General features: G+C 47.9%; 14 protein-coding genes. All 14 read right to left on the minus strand.

Going from position 1 to position 17,350, the window contains the following annotated elements:
- Window positions 1-3: 3 nt before the first annotated feature.
- Window positions 4-957: an SDR family oxidoreductase gene (locus CAP31_RS11785; protein ID WP_087447710.1), complete on the minus strand. Its 954-nt coding sequence runs from the start codon at window positions 955-957 to the stop codon at window positions 4-6.
- A complete protein-coding gene (locus CAP31_RS11790) occupies window positions 954-2,075 on the minus strand; it encodes a glycosyltransferase family 4 protein (RefSeq protein WP_087447711.1) in 1,122 nt (373 codons plus the stop codon). The genes CAP31_RS11785 and CAP31_RS11790 overlap by 4 nt, the downstream gene beginning before the upstream one ends.
- A 49-nt stretch (window positions 2,076-2,124) precedes the next feature.
- Window positions 2,125-3,300 (minus strand): glycosyltransferase family 1 protein, encoded by a 1,176-nt coding sequence (locus CAP31_RS11795; protein ID WP_223247272.1) that lies wholly within the window; start codon window positions 3,298-3,300, stop codon window positions 2,125-2,127.
- The gene (locus CAP31_RS11800) at window positions 3,273-4,208 is read right to left on the minus strand and encodes a GDP-mannose 4,6-dehydratase (RefSeq protein WP_223247273.1); all 936 of its coding nucleotides are present in this window, start codon (window positions 4,206-4,208) and stop codon (window positions 3,273-3,275) included. The genes CAP31_RS11795 and CAP31_RS11800 overlap by 28 nt, the downstream gene beginning before the upstream one ends.
- On the minus strand, window positions 4,174-5,211 hold the full coding sequence (gene gmd / locus CAP31_RS11805) for a GDP-mannose 4,6-dehydratase (protein ID WP_087447713.1): 1,038 nt from the start codon (window positions 5,209-5,211) through the stop codon (window positions 4,174-4,176). The genes CAP31_RS11800 and gmd overlap by 35 nt, the downstream gene beginning before the upstream one ends.
- A gap of 91 nt (window positions 5,212-5,302) precedes the next feature.
- On the minus strand, window positions 5,303-8,536 hold the full coding sequence (locus tag CAP31_RS11810) for a glycosyltransferase (protein ID WP_087447714.1): 3,234 nt from the start codon (window positions 8,534-8,536) through the stop codon (window positions 5,303-5,305).
- Window positions 8,529-9,896 carry an ABC transporter ATP-binding protein gene (locus CAP31_RS11815; RefSeq protein ID WP_087447715.1) on the minus strand — a complete coding sequence of 456 codons (1,368 nt, stop codon included), beginning with the start codon at window positions 9,894-9,896 and terminating at the stop codon, window positions 8,529-8,531. Before CAP31_RS11815 ends, CAP31_RS11810 begins: the two co-directional genes overlap by 8 nt.
- Window positions 9,886-10,746 carry an ABC transporter permease gene (locus CAP31_RS11820; RefSeq protein WP_087447716.1) on the minus strand — a complete coding sequence of 287 codons (861 nt, stop codon included), beginning with the start codon at window positions 10,744-10,746 and terminating at the stop codon, window positions 9,886-9,888. Before CAP31_RS11820 ends, CAP31_RS11815 begins: the two co-directional genes overlap by 11 nt.
- A gap of 294 nt (window positions 10,747-11,040) precedes the next feature.
- On the minus strand, window positions 11,041-12,456 hold the full coding sequence (locus tag CAP31_RS11825; protein ID WP_087447717.1) for a mannose-1-phosphate guanylyltransferase/mannose-6-phosphate isomerase: 1,416 nt from the start codon (window positions 12,454-12,456) through the stop codon (window positions 11,041-11,043).
- A gap of 173 nt (window positions 12,457-12,629) precedes the next feature.
- On the minus strand, window positions 12,630-14,399 hold the full coding sequence (locus CAP31_RS11830; RefSeq protein WP_223247274.1) for an ABC transporter ATP-binding protein: 1,770 nt from the start codon (window positions 14,397-14,399) through the stop codon (window positions 12,630-12,632).
- A gap of 86 nt (window positions 14,400-14,485) precedes the next feature.
- Window positions 14,486-14,821: a MarR family EPS-associated transcriptional regulator gene (locus tag CAP31_RS11835; RefSeq protein WP_087447718.1), complete on the minus strand. Its 336-nt coding sequence runs from the start codon at window positions 14,819-14,821 to the stop codon at window positions 14,486-14,488.
- Between the two features lie 81 nt (window positions 14,822-14,902).
- On the minus strand, window positions 14,903-15,844 hold the full coding sequence (locus tag CAP31_RS11840) for a glycosyltransferase family 2 protein (protein ID WP_157662744.1): 942 nt from the start codon (window positions 15,842-15,844) through the stop codon (window positions 14,903-14,905).
- A 4-nt stretch (window positions 15,845-15,848) separates the two neighbouring features.
- Window positions 15,849-16,790, minus strand: a complete 942-nt coding sequence (locus CAP31_RS11845; protein WP_087447720.1) for an NAD(P)-dependent oxidoreductase — start codon at window positions 16,788-16,790, stop codon at window positions 15,849-15,851.
- Window positions 16,783-17,349: a dTDP-4-dehydrorhamnose 3,5-epimerase family protein gene (locus tag CAP31_RS11850; RefSeq protein WP_087447721.1), complete on the minus strand. Its 567-nt coding sequence runs from the start codon at window positions 17,347-17,349 to the stop codon at window positions 16,783-16,785. The genes CAP31_RS11845 and CAP31_RS11850 overlap by 8 nt, the downstream gene beginning before the upstream one ends.
- Window position 17,350: the final 1 nt, after the last annotated feature.

The raw sequence follows: 17,350 nt of genomic DNA on the forward strand, positions 1-17,350 counted from the left end.
TCCCTACTTGCCAGCTTGTTCAAACCAGCGCACGGTTTCCGATAAGCCCTGCTGCATGGAGTACGGAGGCAGCCACCCAAGCTCGCGGCGAATCCCGGAGCTATCAATCTGCAATGAACCGATCAGCCGTTCAACTTCACCGGACAGCCCTGTCATCTTTCCGGCCAGTTTCAGCAAAAACGACGGGAGCGGCCATAACCAGCTATGTTTCCCCATCAAATTCGCCATATACTGCATCAATAACGGCGTCGAAATGTCTTCGCCATCGCTCACCAGATACGTCTTGCCCACAGCAGCCGGATGCGTCGCGCATGTAATCAGCGCATCAACAAAATTGCCCAGATAAATCATGCTGCGCCGATTGAGAACCGACGCCAGCGGCAACGGCACGCCCCACGACACCAACTTCAACAGGCGAAGAAAATTTCCGCCAACGCCGGGGCCATATATTAACGGGGGCCGCACAATGACCACTTCCAAACCGGTCTCAAGCGCCACCTGACGCAACGCCTGCTCGGCTTCGTATTTCGAAACGCCGTACGAATCCTGCGGGGCAGGTACATCCAGCTCCGAGTAAGGGACGCCTGCAGTCTGCTCGCCATTCACCTTGATAGAACTGACATAGACCAGCCGCTTCACCCCACTGCTTGCCGCAGCACGCGCAAGGCGCTCGGTTCCGGCCACATTGACTTCCCGAAATGCGGCCAGAGGATCAGCGGCATTCTCGCGCATTACATGAACGCGCGCGGCGAGGTGGATAACGATATCCACACCGGCCAGCGCTGCTAGCCAGTCAGTTCCAGCATTCAAACTTCCTACAATCCGGTATTCCATCCCAGATATTTGGTGTTTAGGCACGCTCCTAACTGCACCAACCGCACATACATCTTGTGCCGCTAATCTGCTACAGATAGCACTACCGACAAATCCAGAAGCGCCAGTAATTAATACCTTCACTGACGGTACCTCTTCACTAAATCGCTATATAACGCCACATACGACTGCACCATTTGATCCGCTGTAAATTGTTTCCAGTATCGATCTTCGGCACGCTTGCCCATATCCGCGGCCATCTCAGGGTGTTCCCACAAATAACGCATCGCTTGACGGAATGCCACTGGATCATCAGGCGGCACAACCAGCCCTGTTTCATTCGCAATATTAATAAAGGTCGTACCAGTACCAATTTCGCAAGAAATCATCGGCTTGCCATACATTGCACCCTCTAGCAGCGAGATGCCAAAAGCTTCCGAGCGCAGATGCGAAGGGAAAACAAATCCATAACACAAACTTAACAATGCGGCCTTGTCCTCATCAGGCAAGCGTCCCAGAAAATAAATATTACGCAAACCAAGCCGTGCCGCTTGCGCTTTCAACTCCTGCTCAAGCGGCCCGGCACCGACTATCACTATTGGATAATCAGTGCCTTGTGCCGCTGCCAACAAGATATGCAAACCCTTGTAGTAGCGAAGCACGCCTACAAACAAGAAAAATTTCGGCCCGATTTTTTCACGCCAATATGCCAATCTATCGGACGAGGGGTGAGGATAGCTAGACTTATCCAAGCCATATGGAATCACACTAACCTTATCTGCAAATCTTTTCAGCACATGACTGCTGGCAAGATAATTGGGTGAGGCGGCCACAATATGATCAACATTACCCAAAAATTTAAACATTAACGGAGAATAAAGCTTAAGCAGATATTTCTGACGAATAATATCCGAATGGTAGGACACCAACGCTGGCTTTTTCACCCTGGTCGCAAAGTGAACTACATCCATAAATGGCCAGGGAAAGTGGTAATGAATGACATCTGCCTGCTTTGCCAGCTGTGAAAAACGCGAAAAGGCAGAAGCAGAAAAGCCTGCCGAAGCAATGTGCAAATCAAGTTTGGCACGATGCGCCAGATAGCCATCGATTTCAACTGTGCGAGCATGACGATCAGGCGTGAGCGAAAGCACATCAGTTTTGACACCCAGTTTCTGCGCACCTCTGGCGATCTGATTAATCACCTGCTCAATACCTCCCATCGTATCCGGGAAGGAAGTCTTGTAAAAATGTAGCACCCTCATAAAACCACACCTAAATAAAGCTGCGTTATGACAACACCGGCAACACCTTTCACTGTCCGGCCAGCTTATAAGCGATGAGCGTCGCGGCTACAGTTTTGTCCCAGGAAAATTCAGCTGCCCGCTTCAAGCCACGGCAACGGGCTTCTGCGCACCATACGTCATCTTCCAAAGCCCGCATCAACGCCTCATATAAAGCCTCGGCATCATCGACAGCAATAAGCACGGCACCATCAACCCCAGCCACTTCAGGTAAAGAAGCCGCATTTGAGCAAATAACCGGGGTTCCCGCAGCCATTGCCTCCAACACAGGCAAACCAAAACCCTCATAACGTGATGGATAGAGGAAAACACGGGCACCAGCATATAAAGCCGGCAATGAGGCCTCGTCCACAAACCCAAGATAACGCGCCCATCCAGCACGTTCACCCGCTCTCAGCCGTGCAATCGTATCCTCGCTCTTCCAGCCCTCAAACCCCACCACGACCAATGGCATCCGTAACCGCAAAGCATGAGGCATCCTCTCGTACACATCGAGCAACATGCCTATGTTTTTACGCGGGTCCAGTGAGCTGACAAAAAGCGAATAGCGCCCGAAATGCAGCTCCCATCGTGACAAAACAGGTGCCACTTCAATAATATCCATAGGGCGATAATCGGATGATGCTGCCAAAGGAGCAACCACAATTCGCCTCAATGGCCAGTTGAAATAAACAGCAACCTCCTGGCGAGTAAACTCGGAATCGGTTACTAATACCTGAACCCGTTTCATGATTTTAGGCAGCTCTTTTTGCATGCGCCGTACGCGTGCAGCAGGATGGCATTCAGGCCACGAAAACATGGACAAATCGTGGAAAGTTGCTACACAAGGCCCAGGGTGAGGTGGCAAATAATAATTAGGCCCGTGAAAAACATAATCATTGAAATCACGCAATGCTCGCTTTTGCGCAAGCGCCTCAACACGCAAATATACCTCAGCAAACATCGGCAAACTGCCAACTACACGTCTCAAATGCGCATTATTTTGCTGAACACGTCCGATGGCAGGTCTCTCTGGCAGCCCGTCAAGCACACTGCCACCACGTAAATAACGCACGCGCTCAATGCCTGCGGCGCCCGGCAAACGCCGCCCCAATTCATAAGCATAACGGCCGATTCCCGTTAGCGGGTAGCGGACGATATCCGCACCAAACAATACCTTCATTGCGATGGCAGGTGATACATCCACGCCAGCGTTTCATTAAGTGGCGGCGAATCCCACGCCCCAATGATGCTACGCAGGCGTTCAGCAGAGCCCAGTAACGAGCGCACTTCATTGGCACGCACGAAAGCCGGATTAACCTTTACCTCGATGTCATAACCAGCAATTTTCCCTACCATCTCAAGTACTTCACGCAAGGAATGACTTTGGCCAGAACAGACATTGATAGTCTCACCAGCCGGACAAATCTGGACTAGCCTGCGGTAAGCATTCACAACCGCGCGAACATCGCTGAAATCACGGAAAACATCAAGATTACCCAGTTCAATCTGCTTTGCACCCTGCCGAAAATGCCCCACGATTTTAGGCAGCAAAAAAACATCTGATTGCCCAACACCCGTATAATTAAACGGACGCGCAATCACTATCGGCAGCCGATCGAACCACAAGCGTGCCATATATTCCATGGCCAATTTACTCACTGCATAGTCGTTTGCCGGATTCGGCAAAGCCGACTCATCAAGCATCCCCTCGGTAGCATTACCGTAAACATTAGCGCTACTGGCCAACAGCACGCACTCCACGTTGGGTGCCTCATTAGCCAGCGCCTCAAGCAGGTTCCGCGTACCCACGGTATTCACACGGTAAAATGCCTCCGCGCTATCCGCAGCGACAAAAGCGATGCCAGCAAGATGCAGCACAACATGAGGGTTCACATTGGCTACTACTGCATGCAATGCCTCTCGGTCGCTTAAATCAACTTGAGTATAACGTGGTAAAGCAGACAGACGTTCACCAATACCATAAACCTCAAACCCAGCCACCGCCAATTCATCCGCCACATAACGACCAGTAAAACCGGTCAGGCCAGTGACCAAAGCGCGTTTATTTGTGGACATATCAGAACGAGAACCCGTCATTAATGCGGCGCACATCGGCCTCCACCATCATCCGGCATAATTCTTCCAATGTAGTCTTAGGCTCCCAACCCAGCTTGGCTTTGGCTTTGGCAGGATCACCAATAAGCAACTCAACCTCAGTCGGGCGGTAAAATTTGGGATTAACACGCATCACGACCTTGCCTGTGGCGGTATCAATAGCCGTTTCATTTTCAGCCGAACCTTTAAACTCAAGCGTAATGCCAACGCCCTTAAATGCCATACGCACGAAATCACGCACCGTTTCAGTACGATTGGTCGCCAGCACGAAAGTCCCCGGCACATCCACCTGCAGCATACGCCACATACCATCAACATACTCTTTGGCAAAGCCCCAATCACGCTTGGCATCCAGATTACCCAGTTCCACGCAATCCAGCTTGCCCAGATGAATACGCGCCGCAGCATCCGTGATCTTGCGAGTCACAAATTCCAAGCCACGCAACGGCGACTCATGGTTAAACAAAATCCCGCTGGTAGCAAAAATATCGTAGCTCTCGCGGTAATTAATCGTCATCCAGTGCGCATACAGCTTGGCCACACCATATGGGCTGCGTGGGTAGAAAGGAGTGTCTTCCATTTGCGGAATCGCCTGCACCTTACCAAACATTTCCGACGTGCTAGCCTGATAATAACGGATTTTAGGGTTAACAATACGAATCGCTTCGAGCAGATTCAATGGCCCCAATCCGGTAATAAGCGCAGTGGTCATCGGCTGATCAAACGACACCCCCACAAAACTCTGCGCCGCCAGATTATACACCTCAGTCGCCTCGGTGCTTTGCAGTAAACGAATACTGGAACCCAAATCCGTCAGATCGTACTCAACCAGACGCATATTGGGGTGCTTATCCACACCCAGCTCTGCTATACGCCAGAAATTGACCGAGCTGGTACGGCGATATGTGCCATAAACCGTGTAGTTTTTTTCCAACAACGACTGTGCCAGATAGGCTCCATCTTGACCGGTAATGCCGGTTATAATTGCGATTTTATTCAACGCGATCTCTCTAACATGTTATTAGGTAGTCATTTGGAATGATGTAATTACAACTGATGTCACTCCAGTGCTTGGTTATACCAAAACAGCATTAGTAAACGCCATATTCCTTCGACGCTACATCCAAATAAAACTTGGATAAGCTGGTTTCCAATTCAAGTGCCTGATATTTCATTGCTGTATTAAACGCATTATTAATCATATTATTTCTTTGATTTCCCTCAGAATCAGACAATGCTTCAACAATAGCAGACGCGCTAAGTCCTGCATCATTTGAGGGCAACAATACACAATTAATACCGGGCTCTATATACGCTCGATTTCCAAAGGCATCTGTGCAGAATACAAGGCATTCACATAACATGCCCTCTAATGGAGGCAGGCTCAGCCCTTCGTGCGTTGATGTTTGAATTATTGCGATTGATTCATTGTATATTTTATTGAGCTCTTGATCGTTTGGTGTTCGCACGAAAACACATCCATCTATATCCTTTACGAGTGATTCATCTGGACCGACTGCAACCACAGTATACCTACTGTCCAGAGTTTGAATTTTGGATAGTATTTTTTTAGTGTATGCGAAATTTTTAAGGGGTTCCCCTCGTGCAAATACTAATATCTGAGGTTTCTTCTTTATTGCCTTATCCCGATAAAACTTATCCTGGTCTAAATAGAATCCAACACATTCAGCAGGCCTCTTAAAATCTAACTCAAGTTTGTCTTTTATCCAAGTGGCATACGTTAAATATTTGAACTCTGGCATATACATTGAGGCAACCTTGGCAGCAGTTAATAACTCTCCTCGTTTTATGTAATAACTCGACTCAATATCTTGAACATAATAAGCAGGAATGCCATTAACTGAGCTTGCTAGCCAGACAGGCTCAGCAGTTTCCCACCACGTCGCAACCTTAATAGCATTCACCTCAGCTAATTCTGTGGTTAGCTGACTGTAATTACTAAATGTTTTAAATGGTATATTTTTATCTAAATTGTACCAGTTAGGTTTCGTACCTAAGGTCCACAACTCCACATCAAACTTCAGTTTGTAAAGAGCTGCAATGTGTTGAAAGATAAACCTATGTCCGCCCCCCACGCCACAATCTTGAGTAACGTAAATAATTTTGGGTGTGCCCGTCTTATTAGATATTACGTTACGTTTAAAGAAAGTTGCGTTCTTTTCCCAGAAATAAGCTTTTGAGTTTAGCTCTCTGGTACCCTGTACTCTACTCCGTGTAACCGACTCCAAATGTGTCACTATGCAGAAAGGGGACAGGCAAACCTTTAACTGCTTTTTCCAAGCTCTTAGGGAATAATCGACATCCTCAAATGCCATTCCATATTGTTCATCTAACTGACCTAGCTTCGTTAATGCATGACTGGTAATGTACATACATGCACCAGTTGCGTACAAGGTATATTGTTCGAAAAAGGTTGTTGCACTTTCTAATCGTTCCATATGATGATTATGCATAAACCAATCACTTTCAATTGGGTTGCGCATACCACCGTAATATTGTATATCGCCACCTGGATAGGCCAGCTTACCACAAACTATATCTGCGCCTTTTACAAATGAGGAAAAGACCAGATTATCAAGCCAGAAATTAGACACGATGGTATCACTATTTAGCAAAACAACATGCTCGTCTGCAAGCGCTGCAGACAAGCCACGATTCACATTCCCTGCAAAGCCAATATTTTTCTCACCGTAACAGACTGAAAGCCAAGTATATTGGCACTCTAATTGAGTTAGCCACTGCTTATGCATATCAGGTGAATTATCATCGCATATGATAACTCTATAATTTACTTTGCTTTCTGCGCTGCAGATAGAATGAAGACATTCCTCTAATACTACCTGGTCATTGTATGACGGGATGACAATAAGTATATTTTGTTGATTATTACTACAATAATTTAAAGCTTCATTATTTGCGTTATTACGTAACTTATTAAAATCAATATCAGGATTTATAAATTGGATGTCCCTAGATTTTTTCAAGTGTTGTACAAGTTTTTTAAATGTATAAGTTAATCCCTGTTCATGCATTAGCTCAAACACACGACATCCTGATCTTACAAACCCATACCTACGGACACTGTTTAGAAGCCGCATGGAGCTTGAAATCCCATTAGATATTTTGTGCGGATTTCGGATTGTTGCTGAAGGACTACCGCTTATCAATAACAGACTGGGAAAATACTTTGCAAGAGTGTTTCTATGCGCTGCTTTGACTTGATAGCTCAAGGGGAGTGATTGATACTTACGTTTTGCCAAACGTACCCCCCCTCTTACATACCTTTTGGCTTGCTGTTTTGGGGAGGAAAGCCAAAGGTGTGCCTCACGTAATGGCAAGGTTATTCGCCAAGAATTACTTGAGATAATTTGAGATAATTGTTGGTTTAGTAAAGCTATTGATTCATCTCGCTCACTTACCTTATTACCCAACTCATTTACCTTATTACCCAACTCATTTACCTTATTACCCAACTCACTTACCTTATTACCCAACTCAAAAACGTCCAAAGATCCATCATCCATTTTGCCCATTGAGACATCTTGAATCGAAGTGGCATTAAGTCGTTGCCATCCATTTGTCGAAAACCCCTCTGATCCGACAACAAATCGCTTGCCGATCACATTTTCTTCAGGAGAAAATTTTCTGATGATGCACAATGAATTTATAAATTCGATGGAGTGTATCCTTGCAAGATCATAATCATCGAAATCCACATCAAAATGTGCCGCAAATCCTTTCAATAAATCATTTCTGGATTTGTTATTTCTCCAATGCTCAAAATTAACAACATCCGCCAATCTTTTAAAGAAAGCAACCGATGACAAAGGGTTGTATATCCCACCCTCAAAATCTTCCCAATAACTACAATGGAGATCCTCCACCACATAAATACCCCCATCATTTAAGTATGGGAAGTACCGGGCAAATGCACGCACAATGTCGCTAGACTTATGTGAGCCATCGTCAACAATAATATCGAAGGACGTAGACTGTTGAAGGATACGCTGCTGACAATCATCTGAATTGACATCTCCAACAACAATCGAAATTCGATGGTCATCGAATCGAAGTTGCTCGCATCTCTGATCTATATCACAACCGATAATTTTCTCTGCTTTTGAAAAATAGCAACTCAAAATCTCCAATGAACCACCATTCTGTATTCCGATTTCAAGTAAACGTACCGGCTTATCCTGATAGCCATAAAGCAAACGGTTATATTCATTCAGATACAAGAACCATTTGTCTGATACCTTGCCAACATGCTCTTCGTAAAGTTGAAAAACTGTCTTTTTACTCATTGATTACCTCTAGACTAACCCTCTCAAATGGAATGCCGACCAGCCCATATCTAATTTTGCTGGAGTACACATTGATGATCAACGCGTCATGCATCCAGTGATGCTGTAGATTGTCGTAAGCATCACCATCGGCGACGGACGCCATTACTGCATATTGTCCATTAGGCAACATAGGGAAAATGAATTCGAAAGTACCCTCGAATGTCATGCCCGCCTCAATCGGAGTTGACACGCGGTTGGTAAAGGGAAGCGTATTTTCACCGAACAAGTCTTGCCCCAAACGGTCACGCACAAGGAAGCCAAGAATTGGATTTTGCAGCGGTTCATTCGCTTTGGCACGCAGTGTCATACGTACACGCTCCCCGCCTTCGAATACGGCTTCCGACCCTGGCGACAACCGCCTAAGAGAAACAGAAACAATATGCGCCCCGCCGGTTTTCCAGCCTTTAGCTGCATTGATATTGTCACATACTGAAGACTTATCGCAATTGCCAATCCTAGGTGGCACCTCTGTGTCAGGAACTATTTCAGATGTACACGCTTCATCGACGAGAGCAGCAGGTACCATTGAAATCAGCTTTGAATCATCACCATAGATTTCCTGCATCGTGTATTGAAAATATGCTTCCGATACACTCTTTGCTGTGCCAACCTGTTCAATCATGCCATTCTTGAGCCAAATACCGAAGTTGCAAAGATTTTGCACCGATGCTGCATCGTGACTTACAAAAAGCAGCGACCCATTTTCCTGAAAGTTGCGGATGAAACGCATGCATTTCTGTGTAAACACCGCATCGCCGACTGACAGCGCTTCATCAACTATTAAAATGTCAGCATCCACATGCGCAATCACGGCAAAGGCAAGACGAACATACATACCGCTGGAGTAGGTCTTAACAGGCTGTTCAATAAACTGACCAATATCTGCAAAAGCGGCAATATCATCAAAGCGTGCATCGATTTCTTCCTTACTTAAACCTAGCACCGAGGCATTCAAATATACATTCTCACGCCCGGTGAATTCCGGGTTAAATCCAGAGCCTAACTCTAGTAAAGCAGCGATGCGGCCATAGGTTTGAATACTGCCACTGGTTGGATTAAGCGTGCCGCAGATCATTTGCAACAGAGTAGATTTCCCACTACCATTACGCCCGATAATGCCGAAAGTTTCGCCTTTTTTAATGTCAAATGACACGTCTTTGAGCGCCCAGAATTCGCGGAAGTATTGCCTAGGTGGTTTCCCGGCTAGCCTCTGCAGACGCGGCGCGATAAACTGCTTAAGCCGATCACGTGGGGTGTCGTAGATTTCGTAACACTTGCTAAGGCTCTGCACGCGGATGGCAATATCGTTAGAGGACATCAGAAAATCCCTTTCTGGTTTTTTGGAACCAAGCGTAGCCTAACCAAGCCACGATGGTAGCCACTAATGTGTAAACACCCAAGCCAAGCCAGTTCGGAAAATGTCCCCAGATCAGCACTTCACGGGCTTGTTCAATAATGAAGGTGAGTGGATTGGCCATAATAAACGGGCGGAATCTTTCCGGCACTGCGCTCACTGGATACAAGACAGGGGAAAGAAACGACAACACGGTAATAATTATGCCGATGGTTTGCCCAACGTCGCGCAGAAATACGCCTAAGGATGCCAGCATCCAAGCCAGACCAAGGGTCATGATAACCAGCGGCAGCAGTATCAATGGTGTGAAAATCACTGTCCAGTGCAAGTAGTCGTTGAAGATTGCAAAGGCGGTCAGCAATACTCCAAGGCTTATGAGGCTGTGAAATAACGCTGCACCCATCGTAATGACTGGCAGTATCTCAATCGGAAATACCACTTTCTTGACGTAATTGACGTTGGCAAGAATTAATCCAGGGGCGCGGCTGACTACTTCGCTAAATAAACCTAGCACAATCATGCCGACAAACAACACTAAGGCGAATTGCGTTTTGCTATCGTCACCACCGATCCCACCCCAGCGCGATTTGAAAATCTCGGAAAACACAAAGGTATACACCGCCAGCATGAACAGGGGGTTAAGGAATGACCAGATTAGTCCCATGGCCGAGCCTTGGTAGCGGCCTACCACTTCGCGCTTGGTCATTTGCACAATGAGCTGGCGGTTGCGCCAGATACTTTTGGCCAACGCCATGAGGGATGTGGGTTGGGCGGCGTGAGGATTGATCACTGTTGATGAAGATGAGTTAGTCATGCGAAGTGCTCCGCTTCTGCCAATGGCTTGGCTTGTTGATTCTTTATGGACAATGTGGGTTCGCCTTGGACGAGCCGTTTGATGCTGATGGACGGGTCGCTCCAGGCAATGCTGCGCTCAAACTCAGGTGCTCAGTAGTCAGTGGATTTAGAGAAAAGCTCCCTTTTAACGTTTCCCAGAATGAAACCACGATACGCCCATACCGGCTTTAGCATTTTCCAGATCAGGTTTGCACCTCAATCAACAATGCTTGCTTGCCACAAACGTTATAAGTTTTGCAAATAAGTGATGCCATCATGCACGCCCATACTTATCGTCAAATCTTACTATGTCATCTTCACCCAAATACCCGCCACTTTGCACTTCTATCATCACCAAATTAAGTAACCCCGGGTTTTCCAGGCGGTGTTTATGCCCGGCAGGAATGTAAGTGGATTCATTGGTATTTACAAAAAGCTCACGATCACCATTGACGACCTTGGCCATGCCGCTCACCACTACCCAGTGTTCGCTGCGATGGTGGTGCATTTGCAGGCTGAGGCTGGCATCCGGCTTGACTTCAATGCGCTTGATCTTGAAGCCGTTACCCTCTTCCAGCACAGTGTAAGTACCCCATGGATGGTGTGCTGTACGGTGAAGTTTGTGCGCCTCGTGACCGTTGGCTTTGAGCTTGGTGTAGATGTATTTAACGTCCTGAGCACAGGATTTGTCGGCTACCAGAACCGCATCAGGTGTGTCGATAATAATAAGGTTTTCAACACCAACTGTGCCAATTAATCGGTCATTGCTATGGATGGTGCAATTAAGGGTGTTATGCAACAGGGTGTCACCTTGTATACGATTACCATTGGCATCTGGCTCGGCAAGATCACCCAATGCGGTCCAGGAGCCAATATCACTCCAGCCTATATTGCACGGCACAACGGCTATCTGATCGGATTTTTCCATCACGGCATAATCAATCGAATCATCAGGTACACCACCGAAGGTATCGGGATCAAGCTCTAATTGTGCAAAGCCATTGCCTTCAGCGGATCGTGATTGCGCTATGCACGCCTTGGTGGCAACCAGAATCTGCGGGCAATGCTGCTTCATCTGTTGCAGCATGGTGCCAACCGTGAAGCAGAACATACCAGAATTCCACAGGAACTGACCAGACGCGAGATATTCCTGTGCTTTTTCTAACGTAGGTTTTTCAACGAAGCGTAATACTGTATTACCGTCGGCTTCAATGTAGCCATAGCCAGTTTCAGGTGCATCGGGCTGGATGCCAAAGGTAACCAATTTGCCAGCGAGCGCTAATTCAGCAGCTTGACTCACTGCTTGTGTAAAGGCTAGCTGATCTGCAATCAGATGATCCGCTGCGAGCACCAACATGATGGCATCTTGACCGTATTTTTGATTGATTTGTAGTGCCGCGCTAGCTATGGCTGCGGCGGTATTACGCCCGAACGGCTCCAGAATAAAAGATGTTGCAACAACGGCAGCGTTCACCTCTCGGAACTCATCTTCAGTTTTGAAGAACAGTTCGCGGTTAGTGACGGTCAGTATTTCCATCACATCAGGCAGCAGCATTCCACGCAGAAACGCCTTCTGCAACAGACTTTGCCCGCCACTCAAACGTATGAATGGCTTGGGATGTAACTCACGAGAGACTGGCCACAACCTGGATCCAGCACCGCCGCATAAAATTGTCGGGATTAATTGCACAAATTTACCTTAAATAAAATATTGTTTTGTTGCTTTCAAACTCTACCATGCTACTGCCATCGTGGGCTTTAAACCGCCCGAAAGAATAACATGAAACTATTTTAAAGATATTCATAAAATGCCACGTACTTAAGCGCGACAGATCAGCGTCATTACTTCCCACAACTGGATTATCATTGGGTTAATCGCAACACCGAACCGGGTGTGCCGTCTTCAACTATCCGCCCCTGTTCCAGCCGATACAATCGATCGCAATGCTCTATTGTAGAAAGACGGTGCGCGACAATAATGATAGTCTTGCTGCCATGCAACGCCTGAATTGCTTGCATTACTTCCTGCTCGGTAACGGTATCGAGCGCACTCGTCGCCTCATCCAGCACCAATACCGAAGGGTCGCGGTACAAGGCTCGTGCGATGCCTATGCGCTGGCGTTGCCCACCCGAAAGACGAATACCACGCTCGCCAACAAATGTTTCCAGCCCGTCTGGCAGGCTGGACACAAATTCATCAAGTTGCGCAGCATGGATGGCGCGCTGCACGGCAGCATTATCAATCTGCGCGTCTGGCAAACCAAAAGCCACGTTGCGCCGCAAGCTATCATCAGTAAGATAGATCGACTGCGACACATAACCTATCTGATCCTGCCAACTCCTCAGATTTTCTTGTACATCATTTCCATCCAGCAACACGTTGCCCGCATGAACAGGCAGCAAGCCTAATAAAATATCAATCAAGGTACTTTTGCCGGAGCCACTTGCGCCGATAAGCCCGACGGATTCACCAGCCCGGATAGTGAGCGAAAGGTCTTTAAGAGCAGGTTCAGTTGTATCAGGGTAAGCATAAGTAATGTGGTTTAGCACCAACTCGTTACGAAATAACATATCAGGACCTGACTTATGCTTAACATCCGGGACGACAAGATTTAGCTCCGTGTAGAGTGTGTTAATTACCGGCAAACCATAACGCAACGATTGCGCTGCACCTAGAATCCGGTTGGTTGAGGGCATGATTCGAAAAGCTGCCGCAGCAAACAGGCCTAGCGTCGGTATAATCGTATTAAGCATGTGCCCCTGCTCAATCATACTGATTACCAATATAGCCAAACCACTCACCGCCAGCAATTCCAGCCATAAGCGAGGTAATTGTTGCAAGGTGGCCTGCAAGCGCGCAGAGCGTGCGCTCTTGATATTATGTTCAAGATATGTATCCAAAAACACTTGTTCACACCCAAAAATTTTCACATCCTTGGCACCGCCCAACCCTTGCTGCAAGTGCAGGAGTCGCAGACCATCATGATATTGACGCGCGGTACCCCATGCAACGATACGGCTACGCGCAATTCGATAAAACCCCCAGGTAGCAACACCCAATATATTCACAACTATTAACGCACCTATAGGCTCGACAATAAACAGCAATACACACAAACCTGACAGCACGAACGACTCAGTTATCAACAGCATGCCTGGCAGTATCGCGTTATCAATCAACTGGGTCACCTCACCGGTGACATTTCGTATTAATTGTGAAGAATTACGTTGCAAATGGAAGGTATAAGGCTGCTGCAAGTATATTGCGAATAAACGCTGCGAAAGTTGCGCCTGCATACCAAAAGCAAATTGGGTCTGTTTCCAGGCAAGCAATGCCAGAAACAGTGTTTTGATAAAATACACACCAACCAGCATCAGCATGCCGCCGATAACAAGATGCTGCTGACTCGGATAACCCAGTGCTTGCATAACCCGCTGAAATACCGGATATTTGTATGTAACATCGCCCTGCGTGAGCAATGCGAGCGCCGGTATGACCAACCCCACGCCCAAGGTTTCCAGCAGCATACCCATGAACATCAGCCCCAATAATACGATTGCACGCCGCTTTTCAATGGGCGTGAGTAAATTCCATATTTTTCCGGCTGTTGATGTCAGACTGATTGGTAGCATCAAATTTTAATTTGCAGGTTTTGCCAACAAAAATTCAGCCAAATAGGCGCCGTCCTGCCCAGCCACCTCAGTAATAAGTGCTTTTTTCATTTAGATCTCACGTTGGATTCAATATCGTTCTGCAACTGTTGTATTTCAGCCTTTATCGCTTCGTATTCCGCCAGCTTATATTTGAGAAACTGCACGGTTATTTTCGCTTTTTCCTCAACACCACTAGGGGTGAGTAAATAAATATAGCTTTTTTTATTTTCGCTCTGGCGAAAGTTATTGACTTTAACCAGCCCTTTTTCTATCAATGCATTCAGGCAAAAGTTTACTTTGCCCAGACTAATCCCCAACTCACGCGCTAATTCACGCTGACTGACTTCAGGCTCGATTTCGAGTTTTTTGAGTATTTTGTAGCGGTATTCGTCAGTTAACATGTGAACTGTTGCGCCATAAAAACGTTTGTTCAACCATTGAACATACAGAATTTAAGCATTTATTCTCAATAATCTCAAGCCTTAGCTACCAAAACGGGCAAACAGCAATTTAATCCAGAATCTGGGCGACCTGGTTATAGCCTTAATCACTTCCGGGATCTTGCCGGCGATTTCCTGCCGACGGATGTGATAGCTATCCCAACTGTAATGCGCCAGACGCAGCAAGGAATTACCCACATAACGGTCCAGTTTTGTGTTTTTTCTGAAGATAGCCAGTTGTTCAGGGGTGACGCGACCTTTGGCAAACATGTAGGGAGCAACCAGATGATCCAGATTGCCGTAAATAAGATTGGGCGATTTATTAACCGATTTCATCAGGTTGCCGGGATGAAAACGATAAACGGATACGGGACCTTTAACCACGCCGACATCACCCAGTAATGTCAGTTTCAGGAACAGCTCCGAATCGCAGAAAATATTGTCCGGATCGGAAAATGCGTTCAATTCAGCCGCCATGGACCGATTGAATACGATGTTGCACAAGGTCAGATCCTGCGGCTTGATTGTGCCCCGAGACAGGAACACATCCACGCCCTTTACCACACCTTCAAACGGCAGCACGATCGGTTTCTGTTCCCCGGTGCTCTCGTTCAGCATATAGCCTTCTGCATAGACCACTACCACAGACGGATTATCCTCAATCAAGCGGCTGGCCTTGGCTAGATAGTCGGGATCAACCAGATAATCATCATCCGACAGCAGCACGAACCAGTCACCGCTGGCATGTTCGAACACGGCTTTGCGCCAGTTACGCACCATGCCGATATTTTCTTCATTGCGGTGGTAGCGTACACGGCTGTCTGCCAGGTATTTGCCGACTACGGCAGCGGTTTCATCCTGCGAACAGTTATCCGAAACGATGATCTCGAAATCCGCACCGCGCTGAGCCAGCACGCTGGCAATCGCCGCATCCAGATAAGCCGCGCGATTATAGGTAGGGATGACGACGCTAATCTTCGGCACGAATCTACCCACCCGCCATGTGCGCTATCGTTTCAGGCAATCGCGGAGACTGTTGTTCCATCAGCGCTATGCCGGCAGCAAGCCCGACTTTCGGCTCCCAGCCCGGTACCACTGTCCCCCTGTTCCAGGGCAACATCACCTCGCGAGGACGATAAGGACGCGCACCCCATTCAACTGCCAGCGTCTGGCCTGTAATCCGGCCATAGGTCTCCACCAGATCCCGCAATCTGACCGGCTGGCCTGATGTCACCGCATAGATCTCATGGCTGCCGACCCGGTTCTGCAACAAGCGCTCGGCAGCAAGCAGATACGCCGCCAGCACGTCATCAATGTACACCAGGTCGATCAGTTGCTCGCCGGGCGACATGAGCAACGGCTCCCCGCTACGCGCAGTTTTGCGCAGCAGGGTAAACAGTTTGGCGCGCGGATCGTTTGGGCCGTAAGTGTCGAAGAGCTGCAGTGTGACCGCAGCAAGCCGGGCCACGTCAACATAATAGGTCAGTACCGCCTCGAATGCCTGCTTGGTCGCGGCATACAGACACACCGGACTGTAATCCTGATTCTCGTAATGTTGCCAGGAGGTGCCGGTATTGATCAAATGACGCACGCCATTAACGCTCATCGCCTCGACCAGCTGGGTCGAGAACAGCAGATTGCTGTTAATCAGCGGGGCAATGTCCTGCGGCGCATGCTGCGCAAGAAACAGCGACGCCAGGTGAAACACTATTTGCGGAGATGCGAATTTGACGATTTCTATCAGCTGCTCGGTTGAGCCATCGTGCACATGCACCTGGATAGTCTGTTCAATATCCGCCAGCATGCTCAAATCGGACCCTGGCCGGACTACGGCATGAACATCCCAGCCATCATTCACCAGCTTGCGTACCAGATTGGCGCCCACAAACCCGGTGCCACCGGTTACCAGTGCCACGCGTGGCTCAGTCATGCCCTCGTTCTCCCGACCCGGATACGAACGGACTGCGAAAATCAACAAGCGCCGGAAAACCGGCATCACGCACGGAAAGTACCGGATCTGCATCCGGCCAGGCAATGCCGGCACTATCCCAATGGATACCGCCATCATGCTGCGGTGCGTAAACCGTGGTGACCTTGTACTGCATGATGGCTTCGTCAGTCAGTGCATAGAAGCCATGGGCAATCCCCGGCGCAATGTAGAGCATGTTGCCCAGCTCCGCGCCCAGTTCCATGGTCTCGGATTGCAGATAGGTGGGTGAACCCACGCGCAGATCGACTATCGCATCCATGACCTTGCCGGACAAACAGTACACCAGCTTGAAATGATCATGCGGCGGGGTCTGGAAGTGCATCCCCCGCAGCACGCCTTTACGCGAAATCGAGTAATACTCCTCGGCGAATTCGGTCACCAGTCCATGGGCAGCGAACACTTCCTGCTGGAACGTCTTCACGAAACTGCCGCGGTGATCCTTGTGCACTAGCGGAAACAGCTGGTAACAGCCGGATATCGCTGTTTGCTCAACACGCATC

The sequence above is a fragment of the Sulfuriferula sp. AH1 genome, assembly GCF_002162035.1.
In the GTDB taxonomy this organism is placed as follows: domain Bacteria; phylum Pseudomonadota; class Gammaproteobacteria; order Burkholderiales; family Sulfuriferulaceae; genus Sulfuriferula.

Bases quoted from the DNA above. Each gene is read 5' to 3' on its own strand.
- CAP31_RS11845 (WP_087447720.1), bottom strand. From the start codon at position 16,790: ATGACTGAGCCACGCGTGGCACTGGTAACCGGTGGCACCGGGTTTGTG.
- CAP31_RS11830 (WP_223247274.1), bottom strand. From the start codon at position 14,399: ATGCTACCAATCAGTCTGACATCAACAGCCGGAAAAATATGGAATTTA.
- CAP31_RS11800 (WP_223247273.1), bottom strand. From the start codon at position 4,208: ATGTGCGCCGCATTAATGACGGGTTCTCGTTCTGATATGTCCACAAAT.
- CAP31_RS11835 (WP_087447718.1), bottom strand. From the start codon at position 14,821: ATGTTAACTGACGAATACCGCTACAAAATACTCAAAAAACTCGAAATC.
- CAP31_RS11820 (WP_087447716.1), bottom strand. From the start codon at position 10,746: ATGACTAACTCATCTTCATCAACAGTGATCAATCCTCACGCCGCCCAA.
- CAP31_RS11815 (WP_087447715.1), bottom strand. From the start codon at position 9,896: ATGTCCTCTAACGATATTGCCATCCGCGTGCAGAGCCTTAGCAAGTGT.
- CAP31_RS11810 (WP_087447714.1), bottom strand. From the start codon at position 8,536: ATGAGTAAAAAGACAGTTTTTCAACTTTACGAAGAGCATGTTGGCAAG.
- CAP31_RS11790 (WP_087447711.1), bottom strand. From the start codon at position 2,075: ATGAGGGTGCTACATTTTTACAAGACTTCCTTCCCGGATACGATGGGA.
- CAP31_RS11850 (WP_087447721.1), bottom strand. From the start codon at position 17,349: ATGCGTGTTGAGCAAACAGCGATATCCGGCTGTTACCAGCTGTTTCCG.